This is a genomic window from Sulfuricurvum sp. (assembly GCF_028713855.1).
Classification (GTDB): Bacteria; Campylobacterota; Campylobacteria; order Campylobacterales; family Sulfurimonadaceae; genus Sulfuricurvum.
Genome location: NZ_JAQTNN010000008.1, coordinates 82,243 through 100,353, shown reverse-complemented (window position 1 = coordinate 100,353; position 18,111 = coordinate 82,243). Strand labels below are relative to the sequence as shown.

At 47.5% G+C, this 18,111-nt stretch carries 15 protein-coding genes; 6 read left to right on the top strand and 9 right to left on the bottom strand.

Annotated features, from left to right (window positions below):
* Positions 1 to 8 precede the first annotated feature (8 nt).
* From PHI47_RS08905 to PHI47_RS08890, 4 genes are read left to right on the top strand one after another with little or no spacing between them, the layout of a single operon-like run.
* Entirely contained in the window at positions 9 to 1,208 is a 1,200-nt protein-coding gene (locus PHI47_RS08905; protein WP_299936398.1) for a TolC family protein, read from the top strand.
* Complete coding sequence (locus PHI47_RS08900; protein WP_299936395.1) at positions 1,205 to 2,203, top strand: efflux RND transporter periplasmic adaptor subunit; 999 nt, start codon at positions 1,205 to 1,207, stop codon at positions 2,201 to 2,203. The genes PHI47_RS08905 and PHI47_RS08900 overlap by 4 nt, the downstream gene beginning before the upstream one ends.
* A gap of 8 nt (positions 2,204 to 2,211) precedes the next feature.
* Positions 2,212 to 5,316, top strand: a complete 3,105-nt coding sequence (locus PHI47_RS08895; RefSeq protein WP_299936393.1) for a CusA/CzcA family heavy metal efflux RND transporter — start codon at positions 2,212 to 2,214, stop codon at positions 5,314 to 5,316.
* 20 nt (positions 5,317 to 5,336) lie between these two features.
* Positions 5,337 to 7,646, top strand: a complete 2,310-nt coding sequence (locus tag PHI47_RS08890) for a heavy metal translocating P-type ATPase (protein WP_299936391.1) — start codon at positions 5,337 to 5,339, stop codon at positions 7,644 to 7,646.
* 2 nt (positions 7,647 to 7,648) lie between these two features.
* On the opposite strand, the gene PHI47_RS08885 is transcribed toward PHI47_RS08890, so the two are convergent.
* Genes PHI47_RS08885 through PHI47_RS08865 form a run of 5 tightly spaced genes read right to left on the bottom strand, consistent with a single transcriptional unit; the run spans position 7,649 to position 13,866 of the window.
* Positions 7,649 to 8,365 (bottom strand): 16S rRNA pseudouridine(516) synthase, encoded by a 717-nt coding sequence (locus tag PHI47_RS08885; RefSeq protein ID WP_299936388.1) that lies wholly within the window; start codon positions 8,363 to 8,365, stop codon positions 7,649 to 7,651.
* Positions 8,343 to 10,175 (bottom strand): ABC-F family ATP-binding cassette domain-containing protein, encoded by a 1,833-nt coding sequence (locus PHI47_RS08880; RefSeq protein WP_299936385.1) that lies wholly within the window; start codon positions 10,173 to 10,175, stop codon positions 8,343 to 8,345. Before PHI47_RS08880 ends, PHI47_RS08885 begins: the two co-directional genes overlap by 23 nt.
* Before the next feature lie 9 nt (positions 10,176 to 10,184).
* Complete coding sequence (locus PHI47_RS08875) at positions 10,185 to 11,261, bottom strand: phosphoesterase (protein WP_299936383.1); 1,077 nt, start codon at positions 11,259 to 11,261, stop codon at positions 10,185 to 10,187.
* 7 nt (positions 11,262 to 11,268) lie between these two features.
* Positions 11,269 to 13,407 carry a flagellar biosynthesis protein FlhA gene (gene flhA / locus PHI47_RS08870; RefSeq protein ID WP_299936501.1) on the bottom strand — a complete coding sequence of 713 codons (2,139 nt, stop codon included), beginning with the start codon at positions 13,405 to 13,407 and terminating at the stop codon, positions 11,269 to 11,271.
* Positions 13,408 to 13,461: 54 nt separating this feature from the next.
* On the bottom strand, positions 13,462 to 13,866 hold the full coding sequence (locus tag PHI47_RS08865) for an Rrf2 family transcriptional regulator (protein WP_299936373.1): 405 nt from the start codon (positions 13,864 to 13,866) through the stop codon (positions 13,462 to 13,464).
* A gap of 160 nt (positions 13,867 to 14,026) precedes the next feature.
* Here PHI47_RS08865 and rpsO point away from each other — a divergent pair, with 160 nt between their 5' ends.
* Positions 14,027 to 14,302 carry a 30S ribosomal protein S15 gene (rpsO, locus tag PHI47_RS08860; protein WP_299936370.1) on the top strand — a complete coding sequence of 92 codons (276 nt, stop codon included), beginning with the start codon at positions 14,027 to 14,029 and terminating at the stop codon, positions 14,300 to 14,302.
* Between the two features lie 94 nt (positions 14,303 to 14,396).
* Here rpsO and PHI47_RS08855 read toward each other — a convergent pair whose 3' ends face one another.
* Complete coding sequence (locus PHI47_RS08855) at positions 14,397 to 14,777, bottom strand: PaaI family thioesterase (protein ID WP_299936367.1); 381 nt, start codon at positions 14,775 to 14,777, stop codon at positions 14,397 to 14,399.
* A gap of 24 nt (positions 14,778 to 14,801) precedes the next feature.
* Positions 14,802 to 15,914 carry a PLP-dependent aminotransferase family protein gene (locus tag PHI47_RS08850; RefSeq protein ID WP_299936364.1) on the bottom strand — a complete coding sequence of 371 codons (1,113 nt, stop codon included), beginning with the start codon at positions 15,912 to 15,914 and terminating at the stop codon, positions 14,802 to 14,804.
* Positions 15,915 to 16,033: 119 nt separating this feature from the next.
* Between PHI47_RS08850 and PHI47_RS08845 the strand changes: the two genes are divergently transcribed.
* Positions 16,034 to 16,912, top strand: a complete 879-nt coding sequence (locus PHI47_RS08845) for a GyrI-like domain-containing protein (protein WP_299936361.1) — start codon at positions 16,034 to 16,036, stop codon at positions 16,910 to 16,912.
* Between the two features lie 13 nt (positions 16,913 to 16,925).
* Here PHI47_RS08845 and PHI47_RS08840 read toward each other — a convergent pair whose 3' ends face one another.
* Positions 16,926 to 17,267: a hypothetical protein gene (locus PHI47_RS08840; RefSeq protein WP_299936358.1), complete on the bottom strand. Its 342-nt coding sequence runs from the start codon at positions 17,265 to 17,267 to the stop codon at positions 16,926 to 16,928.
* Positions 17,268 to 17,341: 74 nt separating this feature from the next.
* Positions 17,342 to 18,061 (bottom strand): 3-deoxy-manno-octulosonate cytidylyltransferase, encoded by a 720-nt coding sequence (gene kdsB, locus PHI47_RS08835; protein WP_299936355.1) that lies wholly within the window; start codon positions 18,059 to 18,061, stop codon positions 17,342 to 17,344.
* Between the last annotated feature and the right edge of the window lie 50 nt (positions 18,062 to 18,111).

Below are 18,111 nucleotides of genomic sequence, written 5' to 3'. Positions count from 1 at the left end.
CCAGTGCGATGATAAGAGTTGCATTTGCATTGTCGGTTATCGCGGCACTAAGCTACGCTGAGAGTGTAGAAGTCTTAATACAGCAGGCATTGCACAACAATCCCACCCTTATCAGCGCGCAATCGCGGGTCGATCAAAGCCGATACCAAAAAGAGATATCGAAAAATTTCGACAATCCCTCGTTGCAGCTGCAGGTAAATGATATCCAGACGCGGGACATCACCAACCGCTCCTTAGAGCCGATGCAGTTTACGACACTCTCTTTGCAGCAAAAACTTCCGTTCGCCGGGAAAAGGGATCTGCGGTATGAGGATGCGCAGGCTCAGGAAGCGTATGCGGGATTATTTCTGAGCCAATCTAGGGCACTGCTCTCTAGTGAGATTAAAAAAGAGGCCTACCGTCTCTGGCAGATTGGTGAAGAGGAGCGGATATACCATGATTTTGAGATAATAGTCCGTCAAAACAGTGAACTTTACACAGCGCTTTCCTCTGCCGCTGCAGGGCGGCATATGGGGATCATGTCCTCTCAGATGGATCTTTCCCAGATCAAAATCATCCAGGCCGATCTGGCTCAGGAAAAAGAGCGCTCGTATGCGAATCTTTCACAGCTGTGTGCAAAACGGATCGAGAAAGTAGATGTGGATTTGAGTATGGGACAGATTGAGCCGATCGAGTCGTATGAAAAATCTCTGGAAAATAATTTCGGCTACCGTGCCAAAGATGCTCAGCTAAAATCGGCAGGAGTACAGCTGCGCCAATCACAGCTCGATGTTTATCCCGACGTGACGGTGCAGGCGGGATACAGCCGCCGTGAAGCGTTTAATGATTTCTGGAATGTCGGTCTCAATATACCCCTCCCCGTGTACGGTACAGAGTCGGTGAAAGAGCAGATCAGTCGGGAAAAAGTGCTGGAGCGAAGCCGTGACAAAGAGGCGACGTATTTGCAGCTGGAATCCACTTTGCGTCAAAAATATGCGGAGATGCGCAAGGCATCCGAGGTATGGGAAGTGATCCATGATGAGAGCTTACCGCAGCTCAACCACATGTTCGAACTCTCCGAAGCTTCAATCCGTAACGGCGAGGATTTGTTCCGTTTTACCGAACTGCTTAAGCAAAAACTGCAGCTTGAACTGCAGCTCTCGCGTTCGGTTGCAGCATTCTACCGCGCACAGGCGGAACTTGATCTATTGGTGGGGAAAGAGTCATGAGATATTTTTTAGGCTTAGTGATGGCAGGAGCGGTTTTATGGGGTAAACCAGCCCCGATTATCCAGCAGTTCAATGTGACGACAATAAAAGTTAAACGTGCCGATGCCACGGCAAATATGGGAAAAAACTTCGGCTATATCAGAGCGGATGAATCTCAGGAATCGATCATAGCGCTCCGTTTCGGCGGGTATGTTGAAAAGCTCCGAGCCACCGAGACCTATCAGCATATTTCCAAAGGGGAAGTGATCGCCGAAGTTTACAGTCCCGAAGTGCTGCAGGCCAAGGATGAATATCTCAGTTCACTCAAATACAATGCCATCCGTCCCAACCCAGGTATGGTTCAGAGTACAAAAGAGCGACTGATCTATCTCAATGTCCCAATGTCCGAGATAACGGCTATTGAAAAAACAGGGACAGTGGGCTCCACTACGACTGTCCGCTCTCCCGTATCCGGGTATATTTTCGAGAAAAAGATCGATAAAGGCTCAGCCTTTAGTGCGATGCAGCCTCTGTTTCGGATTGTCAAACTTGACCCGATCTGGCTGGAGATGCGATTCCCTCCCGAACAGCTCGAAGCACTGCAAAAAGTGGACTCTTACGAAATCCGTGTAACGGGATTCGAGCGCCCTTTGTACGCTAAGCGGGGGAAAATCTATCCGAATACCAACCCTTCCGAATCGACATTGACAATGCGTCTCAATCTTTCCAACACGAGCGGGAAACTGTTTCCGGGGATGTATGCGGCCATCACACCGATCGTGCAGTCTAAAGCTGCTTTGATCGTGCCGCGCACTGCCGTGATTCGTAAAAAAGGGAAATGGTTCTGTTTCAAAAAAGGGGAATACGAGGGGGAATATGAACCGGTAGAGGTGAATGTGGTTCCGGTCGGAAATGACCGTTATGAGATCCGCTCGGGATTGGTCGAAGGGGATGAAGTGGTTGCGAATGCCCTCTTTATGATCGATTCGGATGCCCAGATTAACGGGAACTTTTAGGATATGTCATGGTAGAGCGTCTGATAGAGTGGAGTTTACGGTTTCGTTACTGGGTCATTGCGGCAGCTATCGTTTTGGGCTTGTTATCAATTTGGGCAATTCGGCATACTCCGCTCGACGCTATTCCCGATCTTTCCCCTCCACAGGTGATCTTGCAGCTCAAATGGAAAGGGCAAAGCCCAGAGATCATTGAAGCTCAGGCAACCTATCCGATTGTACGGCAGCTTCTTTCTCTTCCCGCTATTAAAACAGTTCGGGGATTTTCTGGGTATGAAAACGCTCTGATCTACATCATCTTCAATGACAATGTCGATCTTTATTGGGCAAGATCTCGGGTACTCGAGCAGCTCTCAACCCTCCAATCGCAGCTTCCAAAATCGCTTGAAGTCTCGCTCGGACCCGATGCATCCGGAGTTGGATGGGTATACGAGTACGCGCTTGTTTCCAAAACTAAAAATCTTGCCGAACTGCGGACATTGCAGGACTATACCTATCGCTATGCGTTGCAGGGGGTATCCGGGGTCAGCGAGGTTGCTTCGGTAGGCGGATTCGTACCGACCTATCAGGTAACACTGAACAATGACGCATTGGTGCGCTATAACCTCAGTGTCGGCGAAGTTGCCGCTGCGATCAAAGGGAACAATAATGATGTCGGAGGGCGGATTGTCGTCCAAAACGGGTATGAGTGGATGGTACAAGCCAAAGGGTATCTTCAAAACATCGATTCGATCGAAAGCATCGTCATTACGACGCGCGGCGGTGTTCCTATCCTTTTTTCCCAGATCGCCCGTATCGAAAAAGTTCCTGAGAATCGTCGCGGCTATGCCGATCTAAACGGGCAGGGGGAAGCGGTCGGGGGAATCGTTGTTGTCCGATACGGCGAAGATGTTTATCGTGTTATCCAGCGGATACAGGAAAAACTTGATTCAATCCATGTCGAAGGGGTAGAGGTGGTTCCCGTGTATGACCGCTCCGACCTGATCCAAGCCGCCATTGCTACCCTCACCACAACCCTTGAGCACGAAAGCCTGATCGTTATCGCGGTGATCGCCCTCTTTTTACTCCATTTGCGTAGCGCACTGATCGTTCTGATTATATTGCCGTTGACGATTGCTATCACGTTTTTACTGATGAAACTTTTCGGTATCGGATCAAATATTATGTCGCTTGGTGGGATTGCTATCGCGGTAGGGACGATGGTGGATGCGTCGATTATCATGATTGAAAATGCCCACAAAGTACTGGTACAGCGTGAAAGCGAGTTGGGAACCCTTACCAGCGCACAGCGATTAGACGCCGTATTGTACTCTTCGAAGATGGTGGGGCGTCCTATCTTTTTCGCGTTGGCTCTCGTCGTCGTATCGTTTTTGCCTATTTTTGCCTTGCAGGGGCAGGAAGGGTTATTATTTACTCCGCTGGCGTTTACTAAAAGTTTTGCGATGGGGGTGGGAGCGCTACTCTCGGTGACGCTTGTTCCGGTATTAATCTATATGATCGTTCGCGGACGTATCCTCTCGGAACAGGCCAATCCTATCAGCCGTTTTTTTATTTGGCTTTATCATCCGATCCTTTTGGTCTCAATGAAATTTCGGTATGTACTCCTTATTTTGGTTATTGCGACATTAGGATATACGGTGCATGTCTATCGCTCTTTAGGGTGGGAATTTATGCCGATGATGGACGAGCAGACGCTGATGTATATGCCGGTCACCCAAAGCGGCGTGAGTATCGATCAGAGCAAAGCGCTGACCCAGTATACCGATTCGGTGATCAAAAGCTTCCCGGAAGTGGAGAGCGTATTTGGTAAAGGGGGACGGGCTGAGAGTGCAACCGATCCCGCTCCACTGGGGATGATCGAGACGATTATTACCCTCAAACCCAAAGATCAGTGGCGGGAGGGGATGACGACCGAAAAACTACAGCAGGAACTTGACGGTGCATTGCAGGTTCCGGGGTTGGTGAACTCCTGGACCTATCCGATCCGTGGGCGGATCGATATGCTTCTCAGCGGTATCCGTACCCCTTTGGGAATCAAAATCTACGGGGATGACCTCTCGACGCTACAAAAAACAGCTCGTGAAATCGAAAGCGCTCTTCAGCAGATTCCCGATACCCAGAGCGTCTTTGCTGACCGCAGCGACAGTGGGTACTATATCGATATCGACATCGACGAAGCGGCATTGGCACGCTATAACCTCCGCAAAGAGGTGCTGCTTGATTACACTTCTGCTGCGATCGGAGGGATGGGACTCTCAACGATGTACAAGGCTCGTGAGCGGTACAGTGTCAACCTTCGCCTTGAAGACGATGAGCGCACTTCTCTTGATGACATCCGCTCGATTCTGATCAAAACGCCGCTCGGATTTACCCCTCTTTCGACCTTTGCACGAGTTCAATACCGTGAGAGTGCCGCGATGATTAAAAGCGAAAAAGCGCGTCCCGTAGCCTATGTCTATATTACCCCAAAAGAGGGGGTGAGTGCCACGGCGTACAAAGCAGAGGCGCAAAAACAGCTCACTTCGATCAAACTGCCCGAGGGTTATACCTACGAGTGGGCAGGGCAGAGCGAATATCTCGAATCGGCACTCAAAACACTCCTATGGATCGTTCCTGCGGTAATTGCTTTGATTATATTACTTATTTATTTGGCTTTGCGCGAATGGATACCGACTTTGATCGTCCTCTTGATGCTCCCTTTTGCCCTTTTAGGAGGAGTTCTGTATCTCGACTGGTTGCAGTTTAATATCAGCGTTGCCGTTATTGTCGGGTTTTTGGCACTGCTTGGGGTAGCGGCAGAGACGGCGATTGTGATGATCGTATATTTGCAAGAGAGCATAGAGACCCGTATCAAATCAGGTGTCGTGATGAATGCGGCGCTTCTCAAAGAGGCGATTTATGAGGGTGCGGTCAAACGGGTACGTCCGAAACTGATGACGGTATTCGCGATTCTTGCAGGGTTACTGCCGATTATGATCAACCACGGTGTCGGCAGCGAAGTAATGCAACGGATTGCTGCACCGATGATCGGCGGTATCGTCACCTCTGCTGTAGTCAGTCTCATATTGATTCCGATTTTATATCAAATGCTAATGCAGCGAAAATATTTGAAGTAATCTCGTACAAAGGAAATCCGATGGCAAAAGATATTGTCTGCGGCATGGAGGTGTCCCCTTCTACCCCGTATCAAAGCGATTATAAAGATCAACATTACCTTTTTTGCTCTGCACATTGTCAGCATAGATTTTTAGAGCACCCTGAAAACTTTCTCCTCTCTGAACCCTCACTCTCATCGTGTCACAATTATAACTGTTCAATCGATACAGCCAAGAGTGTTCTCTACACGTGTCCCATGCATCCTGAAGTGGAGCAAAAAGGGCCGGGAAGCTGTCCCAAATGCGGTATGGCGCTCGAACCAAAAACAGTGCAATTCGAAGACGATACCAGCGAATATGATACGATGAAACGCCATTTTTGGATCAGCGTACTGTTCTCAGTAGTGGTATTGATCAGCGCGATGGGTGCGGAGTTTTTTCCCGGACAATTTGCTGCGATGATCGATCCCAAATCGCGTCAGTGGATGGAGATGATTCTCTCGATTCCGGTCGTGTGGTGGGGCGGATTTATTTTTTATGTGCGTGCATGGGAATCGGTTCGCAACCGCAGTCTCAATATGTTTACCCTCATCGCACTGGGTACCGCGACCGCATGGACCTACAGTGCCGTTGCCGTTTTGTTTCCACATATTTTTCCGGAAAATCTATCGATGCAGATGGGGGTTGTTCCGGTCTATTTTGAAGCGGCATCGGTTATCACCGCCCTCGTCTTGCTGGGGCAGGTATTGGAGCTTCGTGCCCGCAGCCGAACTAACGATGCGATCCGATTGTTGATGGGGCTTTCACCGAAGAATGCGCGTATTATCCGCCCGAACGGAAGTGAAGAGGAGATATCCCTCAAGCTCGTTCAGCCGGGGGATCGGCTCCGTATCCGTCCGGGTGAGAAAATTCCGGTAGATGGCATCGTTGTCGAAGGGGAGAGTCATGTGGATGAGTCGATGGTGACCGGAGAACCGATTCCAGTTTCCAAAAAAAACGGAGAGCCTCTGATCGGTGCAACCATCAATACGACGGGAAGTCTCATTATGCTGGCGCAGAAAGTGGGAGCCGATACGCTCCTCTCTCAGATCGTCTCTATGGTTTCGCAGGCACAGCGTTCCCGTGCACCGATTCAGAAGAGTGCTGATCGGGTGTCGGGTTATTTTGTCCCTGTGGTGATTTTTATCGCCGTGGTGACGTTTATTATTTGGTATTTTTACGGCCCCGAACCCTCGTTAGGTTATGCTCTCGTCAATGCCGTCGCGGTGTTGATTATCGCTTGTCCGTGTGCGCTGGGATTGGCCACACCCATATCGATTATGGTCGGTACCGGCAAAGGGGCAATGGAGGGTGTGTTAATCAAAAATGCCGAAGCACTGGAGATGATGGAAAAAATCGATACCCTCGTCGTCGATAAAACGGGAACACTTACGGAGGGAAAACCGAAACTGGTCTCCGTCATCGCTCAAGAGGGGTGGGATGAAAACAGGATTGTTTCTTTGGCGGCCTCATTGGAGCGTTCCAGCGAACATCCTCTCGCGTCGGCGGTAGTGACTGCCGCGCAGGAGAGAGGCGTGCCCCTGAGTGAAACGGATCAGTTCCGATCGGTAACGGGAAAAGGGGTTGTCGGAAAAGTCGAGGGATTAGAAATCGCCTTGGGAAACAGCAAACTGATGGAAGAACTTGGGATCGAAACGGCAGGGCTTTCGGCTGTAGCAGATAATTTACGCCGCGAAGGGGATAGTGTGATGTTTCTTGCCATCGATAATACGCTAGCAGGGCTACTCGGGGTTGCCGACCCGATCAAAGAGACCACCGCGCAAGCAATCCGTGATTTGCATGAGGAGGGGATAACGGTCGTGATGCTCAGCGGAGACAGCCGCATTACCGTCGAAGCGGTCGCCGCCCGATTGGGGATCGATCACTTTGAAGCCGAAGTTCTGCCGCAGCAAAAAGCCGAAACGATAAAACGGCTCCAAAGTGAGGGGCATATCGTCGCGATGGCAGGGGATGGGATCAACGATGCCCCCGCATTGGCTCAGGCGCAGGTGGGAATTGCCATGGGGAGCGGAACCGATGTCGCGATGGAGAGTGCGGGAATCACCCTCATCAAAGGGGATTTACGCGGGATTGTCCGCGCACGCCGTCTCAGCCGCGCCACGATGCGCAATATCCGACAGAATCTCTTTTTTGCCTTTATTTATAACAGTGCCGGGATACCGATTGCGGCGGGGGTATTGTATCCGTTCTTCGGTCTTTTGCTATCACCGATGATTGCGGCGGCGGCTATGAGTTTCAGTTCGGTGTCGGTGATTACGAATGCGTTGAGGTTACGAGGGGAGAAGCTATAAAATTATTCGGTGATTTTATTCGGATCGATCAAACGGTATTCCCCCACCTCTAAATCCCCCAACGTCAAATCCCCGAAGCTAGAGCGATGAAGCGCCGTGACATGGTTCCCCACCGCCGCGAACATACGACGTACCTGATGGTATCGCCCTTCGGTAATTTCCAGTGTTACATGTGTATCGTCTATAACAGTAAGCTTCGCAGGGAGGCACGGAAATTTTTCACCGTTTAACATTAACGTTCCCGAGGCGAAAATCTCTGCTTCATCCCCTCTAAGCGGTCGATCAAGGGTCGCTTCGTAGAGTTTGGCAACATGATGGCGTGGGGAGGTGAGGCGGTGGAGGAGTTGCCCATCATCGGTGAGGAGGAGCAATCCGCTTGTCTCTTTGTCGAGCCGCCCGATGGTGGAAATTTTGGGATCGCGCATTCTCCAACGCAGCGGGAGAAGATCGTAGACGAGTTTCCCCTCACCATCATCATGAGAGCAGACGAGACCGAGCGGCTTGTGCATCAATATTACGATTCCAGAGGGGGGATCGAGAGGTTCATTCTCAAAGAGGATTTCGTCGTGAGAGACTTTGGTATCGGTTTTGAGGCTCAATCCCTCGCTGTGGGTAATGATCCCGTCTCGTAGAAGAGCGGCAACTTCTTTGCGTACGCAATAGCCGAGATTGGCGAGCAGTTTGTCGAGGCGGACTTTAGAGGGCTTCGAGTTTTTCATCGGTCTCTTTGGTAATCCGCTCAAATTCATTCGTAGCGATTTCGAGCCGCTCGAACAGCTCTTCGATCATTTTCTCATCGCTTGCAACTTGTTTTGATACGTCCATCAGTTTGCCGCTTTCCCCTTGGTTGGAGTAAACGATGAGCTGCTCATGCGCCGTTTTCACTTTAGCCTCCAGAGTCATAATCGTGTTTTCACAATAATCGATCTCTTTTTTGAGTGGATTCAGGAGGCGGGAACGCTCTTGGATCAGTTCGGCACGCTGCTGTTTTTGCTCTTTTTTGTTCACATTCGCGGTCACTTTGACAGCTTTAGGTGCATCGGATATCTCTTCATCCCATCCGATTTTTTCTAAAAAGTCATCGTATCCCCCGTCGAAAAATTCCGCATTTCCCTCACGAAAGATGATGAGTTGATCGGCTAACTCACGCAATAGCATTTCGGAGTGGGTGACGATGACGACAGAACCTTCAAATCGTTTGACGGCGTCAGACAATGAATCGATGGATTGCATATCGAGGTGGTTGGTCGGCTCATCGAGGAAGAGGAGGTTGGCAGGGGTAGCGATAATCTTCCCCAGCATAACGCGGCTGCGTTCTCCCCCTGAGAGGATAGAGATTTTTTTATCGGCATCGTCGCCGCTGAACATCATCGTTCCGCAAATGCCTCGAATACGAACATTTTGAAGCGTATTGTCGGCACTTTGTATCTCTTCGGTGATCGTGCGATTTTTATCAAGACGATCGATGTTGGTTTGACCGAAATGGGCAATGGCGGTGGCAGGGTGGGTAAGTATTTCACCATCGGGCGTTAGTAAGCCTGCGAGAGTGTTTAGGAGGGTTGATTTTCCTTTACCGTTTTTCCCGATGATGGCAAGGCATTTGTTTTTTTCCAAAACAAAGGAAAGCTTTTCAAACAGCGGTTCATTAGGACGATAGCCAAACGATAGATTTTTGACTTCCATCGTGATTTTGGAGGGGGTAGGGCGGTAGGAGAAGGAAAAACTTAAATCTTTTTCCCCTTCCAGCGACTCCATTATCCCCATTTTATCCAGCTCTTTTTGTTTGGATTGTGCCATCACCGCCGTAGAAGCACGGGCTTTGTTGCGGGCGACAAAATCGATAAGTTCTTCACGCTTTTTGTCGTGATTTATTTTAGTTTTGACGTAAAGTTCATCTTCGCTCTCCATCATCTCATAATATTTATGACTATTGCCTTTGATAATAGAGACACCTCTACGGCGTAATCCCATCGTATGGGTGCTGACTGAATCCATAAAATCACGATCGTGGGTGATAAGGATCACTTCCCCCTCAAACGCGCGGATAAAGCTTGCTAACCAGCGGAGAGAGACGATGTCGAGGTAGTTGGTCGGCTCATCGAGTAAGAGGAGATTAGGCTCGGTGACGAGGAGTTTAACGAGGTTAAGACGGATCTGATATCCCCCCGAAAAACTAAGGGGATCTTTTTCCAAATCGTCCTGTGTAAATCCGAGACCGAAGAGGATCTTTTCGACACGGTAGACTTCATGTTCCATATCCCCCGTAAGGACGGAAGCGCACTCTTCACGCACCGTTTTATGAGTGAAATGGAGATGCTGACGGAGCGTACCGATACGGTAGTTTTTCGGGATGATGATTTCGCCGCTATCATAAGGCTCTTCATCAAGAATGATCTTAAAGAGGGTCGATTTTCCGCTCCCGTTGCGTCCGACGAATCCGACTTTGTTTCCGGCGTTCAGTTTGAGGGAGAGATCCTGAAACAGGACCCGTGTGCCATAGCTTTTGGTGAGGTTATTGATTTGAATCATACGGTAGTGTTACTCTTCAACTTTTGCAGGTAGTTTACCGGGCATAGCCTCTTTATTAGCGAGCATATCTTCCATTTGACGCTTTACTTTGTCATATCGGAATTGTTCTTTGAAGCCTTGGATTCGCCCACCTGCCGCGTTGGGATGTCCGCCGCCGCCGACCCATTCTCCCGCCATCATTGCCACATCCACCTTGTCATGCCCGCGTAGACTCATTGTTCCGCGTGTTCCGACATCGACGATGAAATCAAAGTCCGGAAATTCGGTCAAAAAGCCGTTTCCGATGATCGAGGTATTTCCCAATCCGTAGCTTAAAAATCCTCTCCATCCTTTGTAATAGACAGTCATAGTTGAACGTTTGGTTCCCAGCAGTGCAACGATGTATTTGGTCGAGAGGTTATCGAGGGTATTATCCACATCGTCTTTAAAGAACTCTTTTTTCATCTTATGGAGTGCTTCATCGAGGACGATATTGGCATTCGGAAGATATCGCATGGTTGCGGCATGTTCGAGCATGGCGAGTTTGTATTGGCGATCTTCATTTCCGAACATGACGCGGCTAAGCTCTTTTGCATCACTGATAAGACGCATACACACTTTACCGTATTCAAAATCATCCTTTTCGTCTTGGTGCCAGAGATCGACGGCGTTGACCACTTTTACAAACGATTCAAGCCATCCGCCACCTTGTAACCCATAATGTTCCATCGCATATTCATAAACAATTTTGGTGGCACAACGCTCGGTATCCAAAAAGTACCATGGATATTGAGCCGCTGTATCTTTGCCGCTGCCATGGTGATCGAGGAGGGTGATAGTGATCGTCCATCCGCCCTCATTGAGGCGATTGACTTCCGTGTTAAGCCAACGCGCTTCATCGGGATAAAGGTTGAGATCGGTGATAAGAATCGTAGCGGTTTGTTTGCTTTTTTTGATCGTGTCGATAATCTCTTCGAGGCGATCCATTACTTCGGCACCGTAGTTGGCGTTGTGACTGATCATAGTATGCGGCGTTTGTGCCATGACGAGTTGACAGCTGTATCCGTCGAGGTCGATGTGTGAGAGATGATATATGGTTTTTTTCATAAGTATCCTATTTGGTGTCTAAGGTAATGGAGCCGAGCACTTCGAATTTGGCATTCGAATCGATTTCGGCATGGGAGAGGGTAACGATTTCAAGACTGAATCGTTCATAAATCTCTGCCAACGGTCGGCGGAGTTTTGGATCGACGATAACGATGATCGGTGAAATCCCTTTTTGGAGCAGTTCGGTCGCTTTTTGACTGGTCGCTTGAATGAGACCGTTGATCTCTCCGACATTCAACAGAAGCTGGCGTACCCCGTCTCGTTCTTGCGATTTTTCCAACATTTTTTGTTCGCTGGTTGTATCAAATGTCAGTAAACGGATAACGCCATCCTGCCCGGTATAGAGCTGAGTTATGACACGGGACATTTTTGCACGGACATGTTCGGTAATGGTGTCGACGCTTTTGGTATATTCAGCTACATCGGCCATGGTTTCAAGGATAGTAATCATATCTTTCAGCGGTATCCGCTCATGCAACAGCGCTTTAAAGACTCTTTGAATAAGACCGATATTAGCCACTTTAAGAAGATCATCGACCACGACGGGATAATCGTTTTTGATCTTCTCGATAAGCGATTGTGTCTCTTGACGGGTGAGAAGTTCTTCGGCGTATTTTTTCACCAGTTCGCTCATGTGGGTTGAGATAACGGTAGCAGGATCAACGACGGTATAGCCGTTGATAATTGCATCTTCTTTAAGTTCCGGGGCAATCCAAAATGCATCCAGTCCAAAGGCCGGTTCTTTTGTTGGTTCTCCCTCAATCTCGCTGATAGCCATCCCGCTGTCCATCGCCAAAAATCGGTCGGGCTGTATCAGACCGTCACCGATATTGACCCCTTTGAGAAGGATTTCGTATTGGGTTGGCTTGAGGTGGAGATTGTCACGAATACGTACCTGCGGCATTAAAAAGCCGAAATCAGAGGCGATTTTACGGCGCATACTACGGATACGCTCGAGTAAATCTCCTCCTTGCGCACTGTCAGCCAAACGGATAAGCTGATACCCCAGCGTGAGTTCGAGCATCTCGATTTTGAGAATATCTTCGAGGGCGGCTTCTTCTTCTTTGGCGATCTCTTCGTTAGTCTTTTTACGTGATGTGGTTGGCGTGTCTCCATCCGTCGATTCCGATGTCCCGGCGGATGTTCCCCCTTTTTTGTTGATGAGAGGGGCAGAGGTGAGGATGAGATCCCCTTTCTCGTATTTGTAAAGAGCATATCCCAATCCGGCGAATACGAGCCCTACAAAGCCCATCGAAATGGTTGGAAGACCGGGAACTGCCGCGAACATAATCATGATAAATCCGACGATAATCATGATACGGGCATTTCCCATCAGTTGCTTGATACTTCCTTCGGCGAAGTTCCCTTCGTCATTGGACGCACGGGTAATCATAATACCGGTTGCAGTTGAGATGATGAGGGCAGGAATTTGCATTACAAGCCCGTCTCCGATGGTTAGAATAGTGTAGGTTTGGGCACTGGCGGAAACATCGAGATTAAATTGAAAAATCCCGATCAAAAATCCGCCGATAATATTGATCATCGTAATGATGATACTGGCTATCGCGTCCCCTTTGATAAATTTTCCCGACCCGTCCATCGCTCCGTAGAAATTGGCATCCTGCAGAATCTCGGCACGTCGTGTTTTGGCCTGTTTTTCATCGATTAGACCGCTATTGAGGTCGGCATCGATAGCCATCTGTTTTCCGGGCATCGCATCGAGCGTAAACCGTGCCGCTACTTCGGCGACGCGATTCGACCCTTTGGTTACGACCATAAAATTGATCAAAACCAAGATACTAAAGACGATCACCCCGATGACGTAGTTCCCGCCGACGACGAAATTTCCGAAACTGGTGATGATGTCACTCACTGCCTGCGGCCCCTCGTGCCCATGGCTGAGAATCATACGTGTCGTAGCAATGGACAGCGAGAGCCTAAAGAGGGTGATGACCAGCAACAGTGTCGGAAATGTCGTTAAATCGGTCGGCTTCGGGATATAAAGAGAGATTAATAATATCAGTACCGCAAGGGCGATGACGACCGCGAGAAGCAGGTCGAGCAGAGCACTGGGCAACGGGACGATAATGATGGCCAAAATCGCCATAACAAAAAAGACGACACTAAGGTCGCGTGAGGCGAAAATAGCCGATAATACCGATTTTACGTCGGGTGTTTTATTTTTTGCTTTTGCCAAGCATCACTCTTCTAAAATGGCTTCGAGGGTAAGGATCCCTAAAAAAGCATCCACTTTTCCCTGCAATCGGTTTAAAAACGGCCAAAGCCCGCAACTCATCGCTTTATTGGAAGGGCAGTCTTCTTGAGACGGGGAACAGCTGAACACGGCGGGGCTTTTTCCCTCTGCCGCTTCCATCACTTCGAGTACTGTGATTTCACTGCTTTTGCGTGCCAGTTCAAATCCGCCGTTAACCCCTTTATATGAGTTAAGTATCCCGTGACGTGCAAGAGATTGGAGGATTTTTGCTAAAAAACTTTTGGAGATATCGAGTTCGCGAGAAAGGGTATCCACATCAAGGGGACGACCCGCTTTGGCTAAAACGATCAGCGACAACAGTGCGTATTCACTCGCTTTAGTCATTAGCATCTGCTACACTCCTCCGATTTAAAAGGTTATTATAGCTAAAAATTATTAGAGGTGACTTGCGGAAGAATTTAGCACTAAATCAGAATTTTTTGGCTATAATTCCGACCCTGCTTGAAAAAAATGTTTTTCGAGTAAAATTTATACCCATCAGGAGGCTATTATGGCTTTAGATACGGCTAACAAAGCACAAATTATCAAACAATACCAAAGAACTGAAGGTGATACCGGTTCAAGTGAAGTACAAATCGCACTTCTTTCAACTCGTATTGCAGGTCTTACAGATCACCTTAAAACATTCAAAAAAGACCACTCATCACGTCTTGGTCTTTTGAAACTTGTTGGTCAACGTCGTCGTTTGATGCGTTATTTGAAACGTACAAACCGCGAAAGCTACAACAAATTAGTTGCTGATCTCGGAATCCGCGACAACATCTAAATCTTAACTGATTTAATTTACCGATAAGAGCGATAGCTCTGTTCGGTTCTTCCTCCTTTCTTTAATTTCCTTCCATATTTTTTTCATATTTGACTTATTTTTCTTGCAAGACCGCATAGGTTCCTGTCGCAAAGGCCACAAGATTCATGTCATCAAACAGTTCTATTTTGACGAATGACGTTGTTCTTCCCTGACGTATCACATTTCCGACGGCGCGTAAATAGCTCCCCACTACCGGTTTCAAATAATTGATTTTAATCTCCATAGTCACGGAAGTATACCCGTCTCCGAGATTTGAGACGGCAGCATACCATCCGGTATTGTCCATCAAGGTGGAAATGACTCCGCCGTGAACAAAACCCATGTGCTGTAAATGATACGATTCCACACGCAGTTCGACTTCAGCCATCCCTTTTTCACTTTGAACCAGCCTGCCGCCAATATGTTCTAAAAACGGAAATTTTATATCGTCCATAGTAATCCTTTTATCTGTTGCATTTTAACGTTTTGTTAGACTATTTTTATATGTCTGCGCAATGATCGATATTCCCCGGTTCATCTCATCAAACGTCGAGTGCGTAAAATTGAATCTGGCTTCTGAACACTGAGGTGTGGCAGTATAAAACTCTCCTCCCGGAACAAAAACGGCTCCGGCTTTTAAGGATGCCATTGCCAGAGCATGAGCATCAATCTCGCCTTTAAATGTACCGTAAATAAACATACCCCCTTTAGGCTTTTCAAAAACAAATTCGGGAAGAAGCGTTGTGAGTTTATCGGCGAGATAATTGCATTTGGCATCGTATACGGCTCTTATATTAGGTAGATGATATTCAAATTTACCGGATTCCCAAAAAATATCGGCAATCATTTGCGATAATGTTGATGTGTGTAAATCAGAGCGCTCTTTGAGTGCTAAAATCGGCTGAAGCAACGCCGCATCCCCTCGTATCCATCCCAGCCGCAATCCCGGAGCTAAAATCTTTGAAAACGACCCTACATGCAGTGAATGATTCGGTGCAAACAACGAAAGTATCGGTAATCTCTCCTCGAAATAGAGTTCCATATAAGCTCCGTCCTCTACGATAATACCGTTTTCACGGATGGCCGCTTGGGCAATTCTTTTCCGATCATCTATACTGTAACAGTATCCTGTCGGGTTTTGGAAATCACACATGATATAGGCCCGCTTCGTTTTTTCAAAAAGAGCTTCAAACTCCTCCGTCTTTCGAAGCTCATAGGGGTACAATGGACATCCGTTTGCATTAAATGCATTCAACGCTCCCAAATAGGCGGGCGCTTCAACAACTGTCCCCTCTTTAAAATAGACACGACTGATGAGATCAAGTGCCTGTTGAGCTCCGGTAGTAATAAGGATATTATCTCTTGACGTTTCCAATCCCATTGCGGTGTAATAAGCTGCCAGTTTATCACGTAGCGCCGGGATACCGGCACTGAATGAGTATTGCAGCGATTTAGGATCGGACAATGCCTTTTGAGCAGAAACCGCAATGGCTTCCATCGGAAATAAATTTTCGTTGGGCAATCCACCCGCAAACGATATAGTGTCGGTATCGATAACTTCTAGAATTTCTCGGATAAATGAGCGTTTCACGGATCTTCCTTTTTTTGATGACAGTTTAGAGAAAAACAAAAAAATATTCTTTATCCAAATAGTCATAAAAATTATCCAAAATATGCATTTTTATAATTTGTATGTGATATTATTCTCGTATGAAGCGTGAAACAAAAAACCAAAGAGCGGATACTGTTAACGGGGTACTTTCCTATATCTATCTCCATATCGATACCGATTTAAATGTTGCCGAACTGGCACAAATGAATGAACTGAGTCCTCACCATCTTCACCGTATTTTTAAAGAAGAGACGGGAAAAAATTTATTTGAAACGATCAAATCGATACGCTTGCAAAAAGCGGCGAGTTTACTTCTGACGAATAAATATGCAACAATATCTCAGATTGCGCGTATGTGTGGATACAGCTCTCAAACTTCTTTTATAAAAGCGTTTAAAGAGCGCTTCAATACGACTCCGAAAGTATGGAAAAACGGTGCGTATCTCATATACTCCGAAAAAAATATCGAGAGTTCCAAAAGTGCCAGCGCATCCACCCGTGATTTTGCAGGGACCATACCGAAAATCATAAAAACATCTCCGATACGAGCCGCCTATATACGCCATAGCGGGTACGATATTTCGATCAAAAACAGCTGGAACCGGCTTTATGCGTGGAGTCTCGAAAACGCCATATCGGAAACGGCACGCCAAATCGGATTACACCATGACAACCCGACGATTACACCACTCAGTCAGTGTGCCTATATCGCCGCTCTCGAAATCGATAAGGATATTCAGCCGCACGGTACGGTTGCTTATTTTGAAATACCTGCATCCTTGTGTGCTGTGTTTAGTATTAGCGGAAAATACGGAGATGTTTTACGCTTCATGCAGTATGTGTATCAGATATGGCTTCCAAACAGCGGTTTTGAGGCTAAAACACTGCCGCCCTATGCGATTTATCGAAAAAATCATTTTTTAAATGAAACGGGTGAGTTTGATCTGGAGTTTTATCTCCCGATCAGTGTATTATAAGGGAGAAATGTAATCACACATCATGATGATAGTGTTCTAGTATCCGCTTATATTCTTCATACACCTGCGTAGGTGTTTGTGAATTTTTATACATTTTTAGAATTTGGCGAATGAAATCAAGTGGATATTCGATAGATAGACCCGCATTACGCGCATAAATCTTTTTTAATGTTTCGTACATTCCCTCGTAAATCTCCGGTTCTTCTTGTTTAAGACGTTGAAGGTTCTCTTCCGCTTGGATCAGTTTGGCATCGTTAAACTCGCCGCGTTCATTGATCGTTTTGCGCAGTTCAACATATTCTTTTAAGTTTTTACGGTTTAGGACATAATCGGTAAACAGTTCTATAAGTGACATTTCTACACCTTTATTCGTTTTGATAATTTTACGCTTTAAGTATAGCAACAGTATAGCAGTGAAAAACCTTTATATCAAACCCCGAAAATCTTTTTCGCCCGCTCCAGATCTTCCACCGTATCGATCCCGAATCCTGCACTTGCCACTTTAACCATCGAGATTTTTTTGCCGTGGTAGAGGGCGCGGAGCTGTTCGAGTTTTTCGATGTCTTCCAGTGGTGCCTCACCGAGGGCGCAGAAATCGTGGAGGCTCTTTTTGGTAAACCCGTAAATCCCGATATGTCCGAAATAGTTGGCTTCCCCGCTGCGGTTAAACGGGATCGGTGAACGGGAGAAATAGATCGCGTTATGCTCCACGTCGGTGATGACTTTGACCAAATTAGGGTCTTGTGCCGATTCGGTATTGATCGCGTTGTAACAGCTTCCCATGATAAATGGGGCATTTTGGGCTTTGAGAGCGTTGAGACGTTCGATCAGGAGTTCAAGCACTTCCGTTTCGATAAACGGCTCATCCGCTTGGACGTTGATGATGAGTTCATCATCAGGAACATCGATGATCTGGGCGCACTCGTTGATACGGTCGGTACCGCTTTTATGCGTCGTGGAGGTGAGACGCGCTTCGACGCCGTGAGCGGCGCAGATGTCGAGGATTTTTTCATCGTCACACGCGACGACGACACGGTCAATGGATGCGACCCGTTTGGCGGTGCGGATCACCATCGGCAAACCGCCGATGTCGGCTAAAACTTTTTCGGGGAAGCGGGTGGAGGCGAGACGGGCAGGGATGATAATCATAGTTAAACCTGATATGAAGTGATATAATTGTTGAATTATATCCCAAAGGG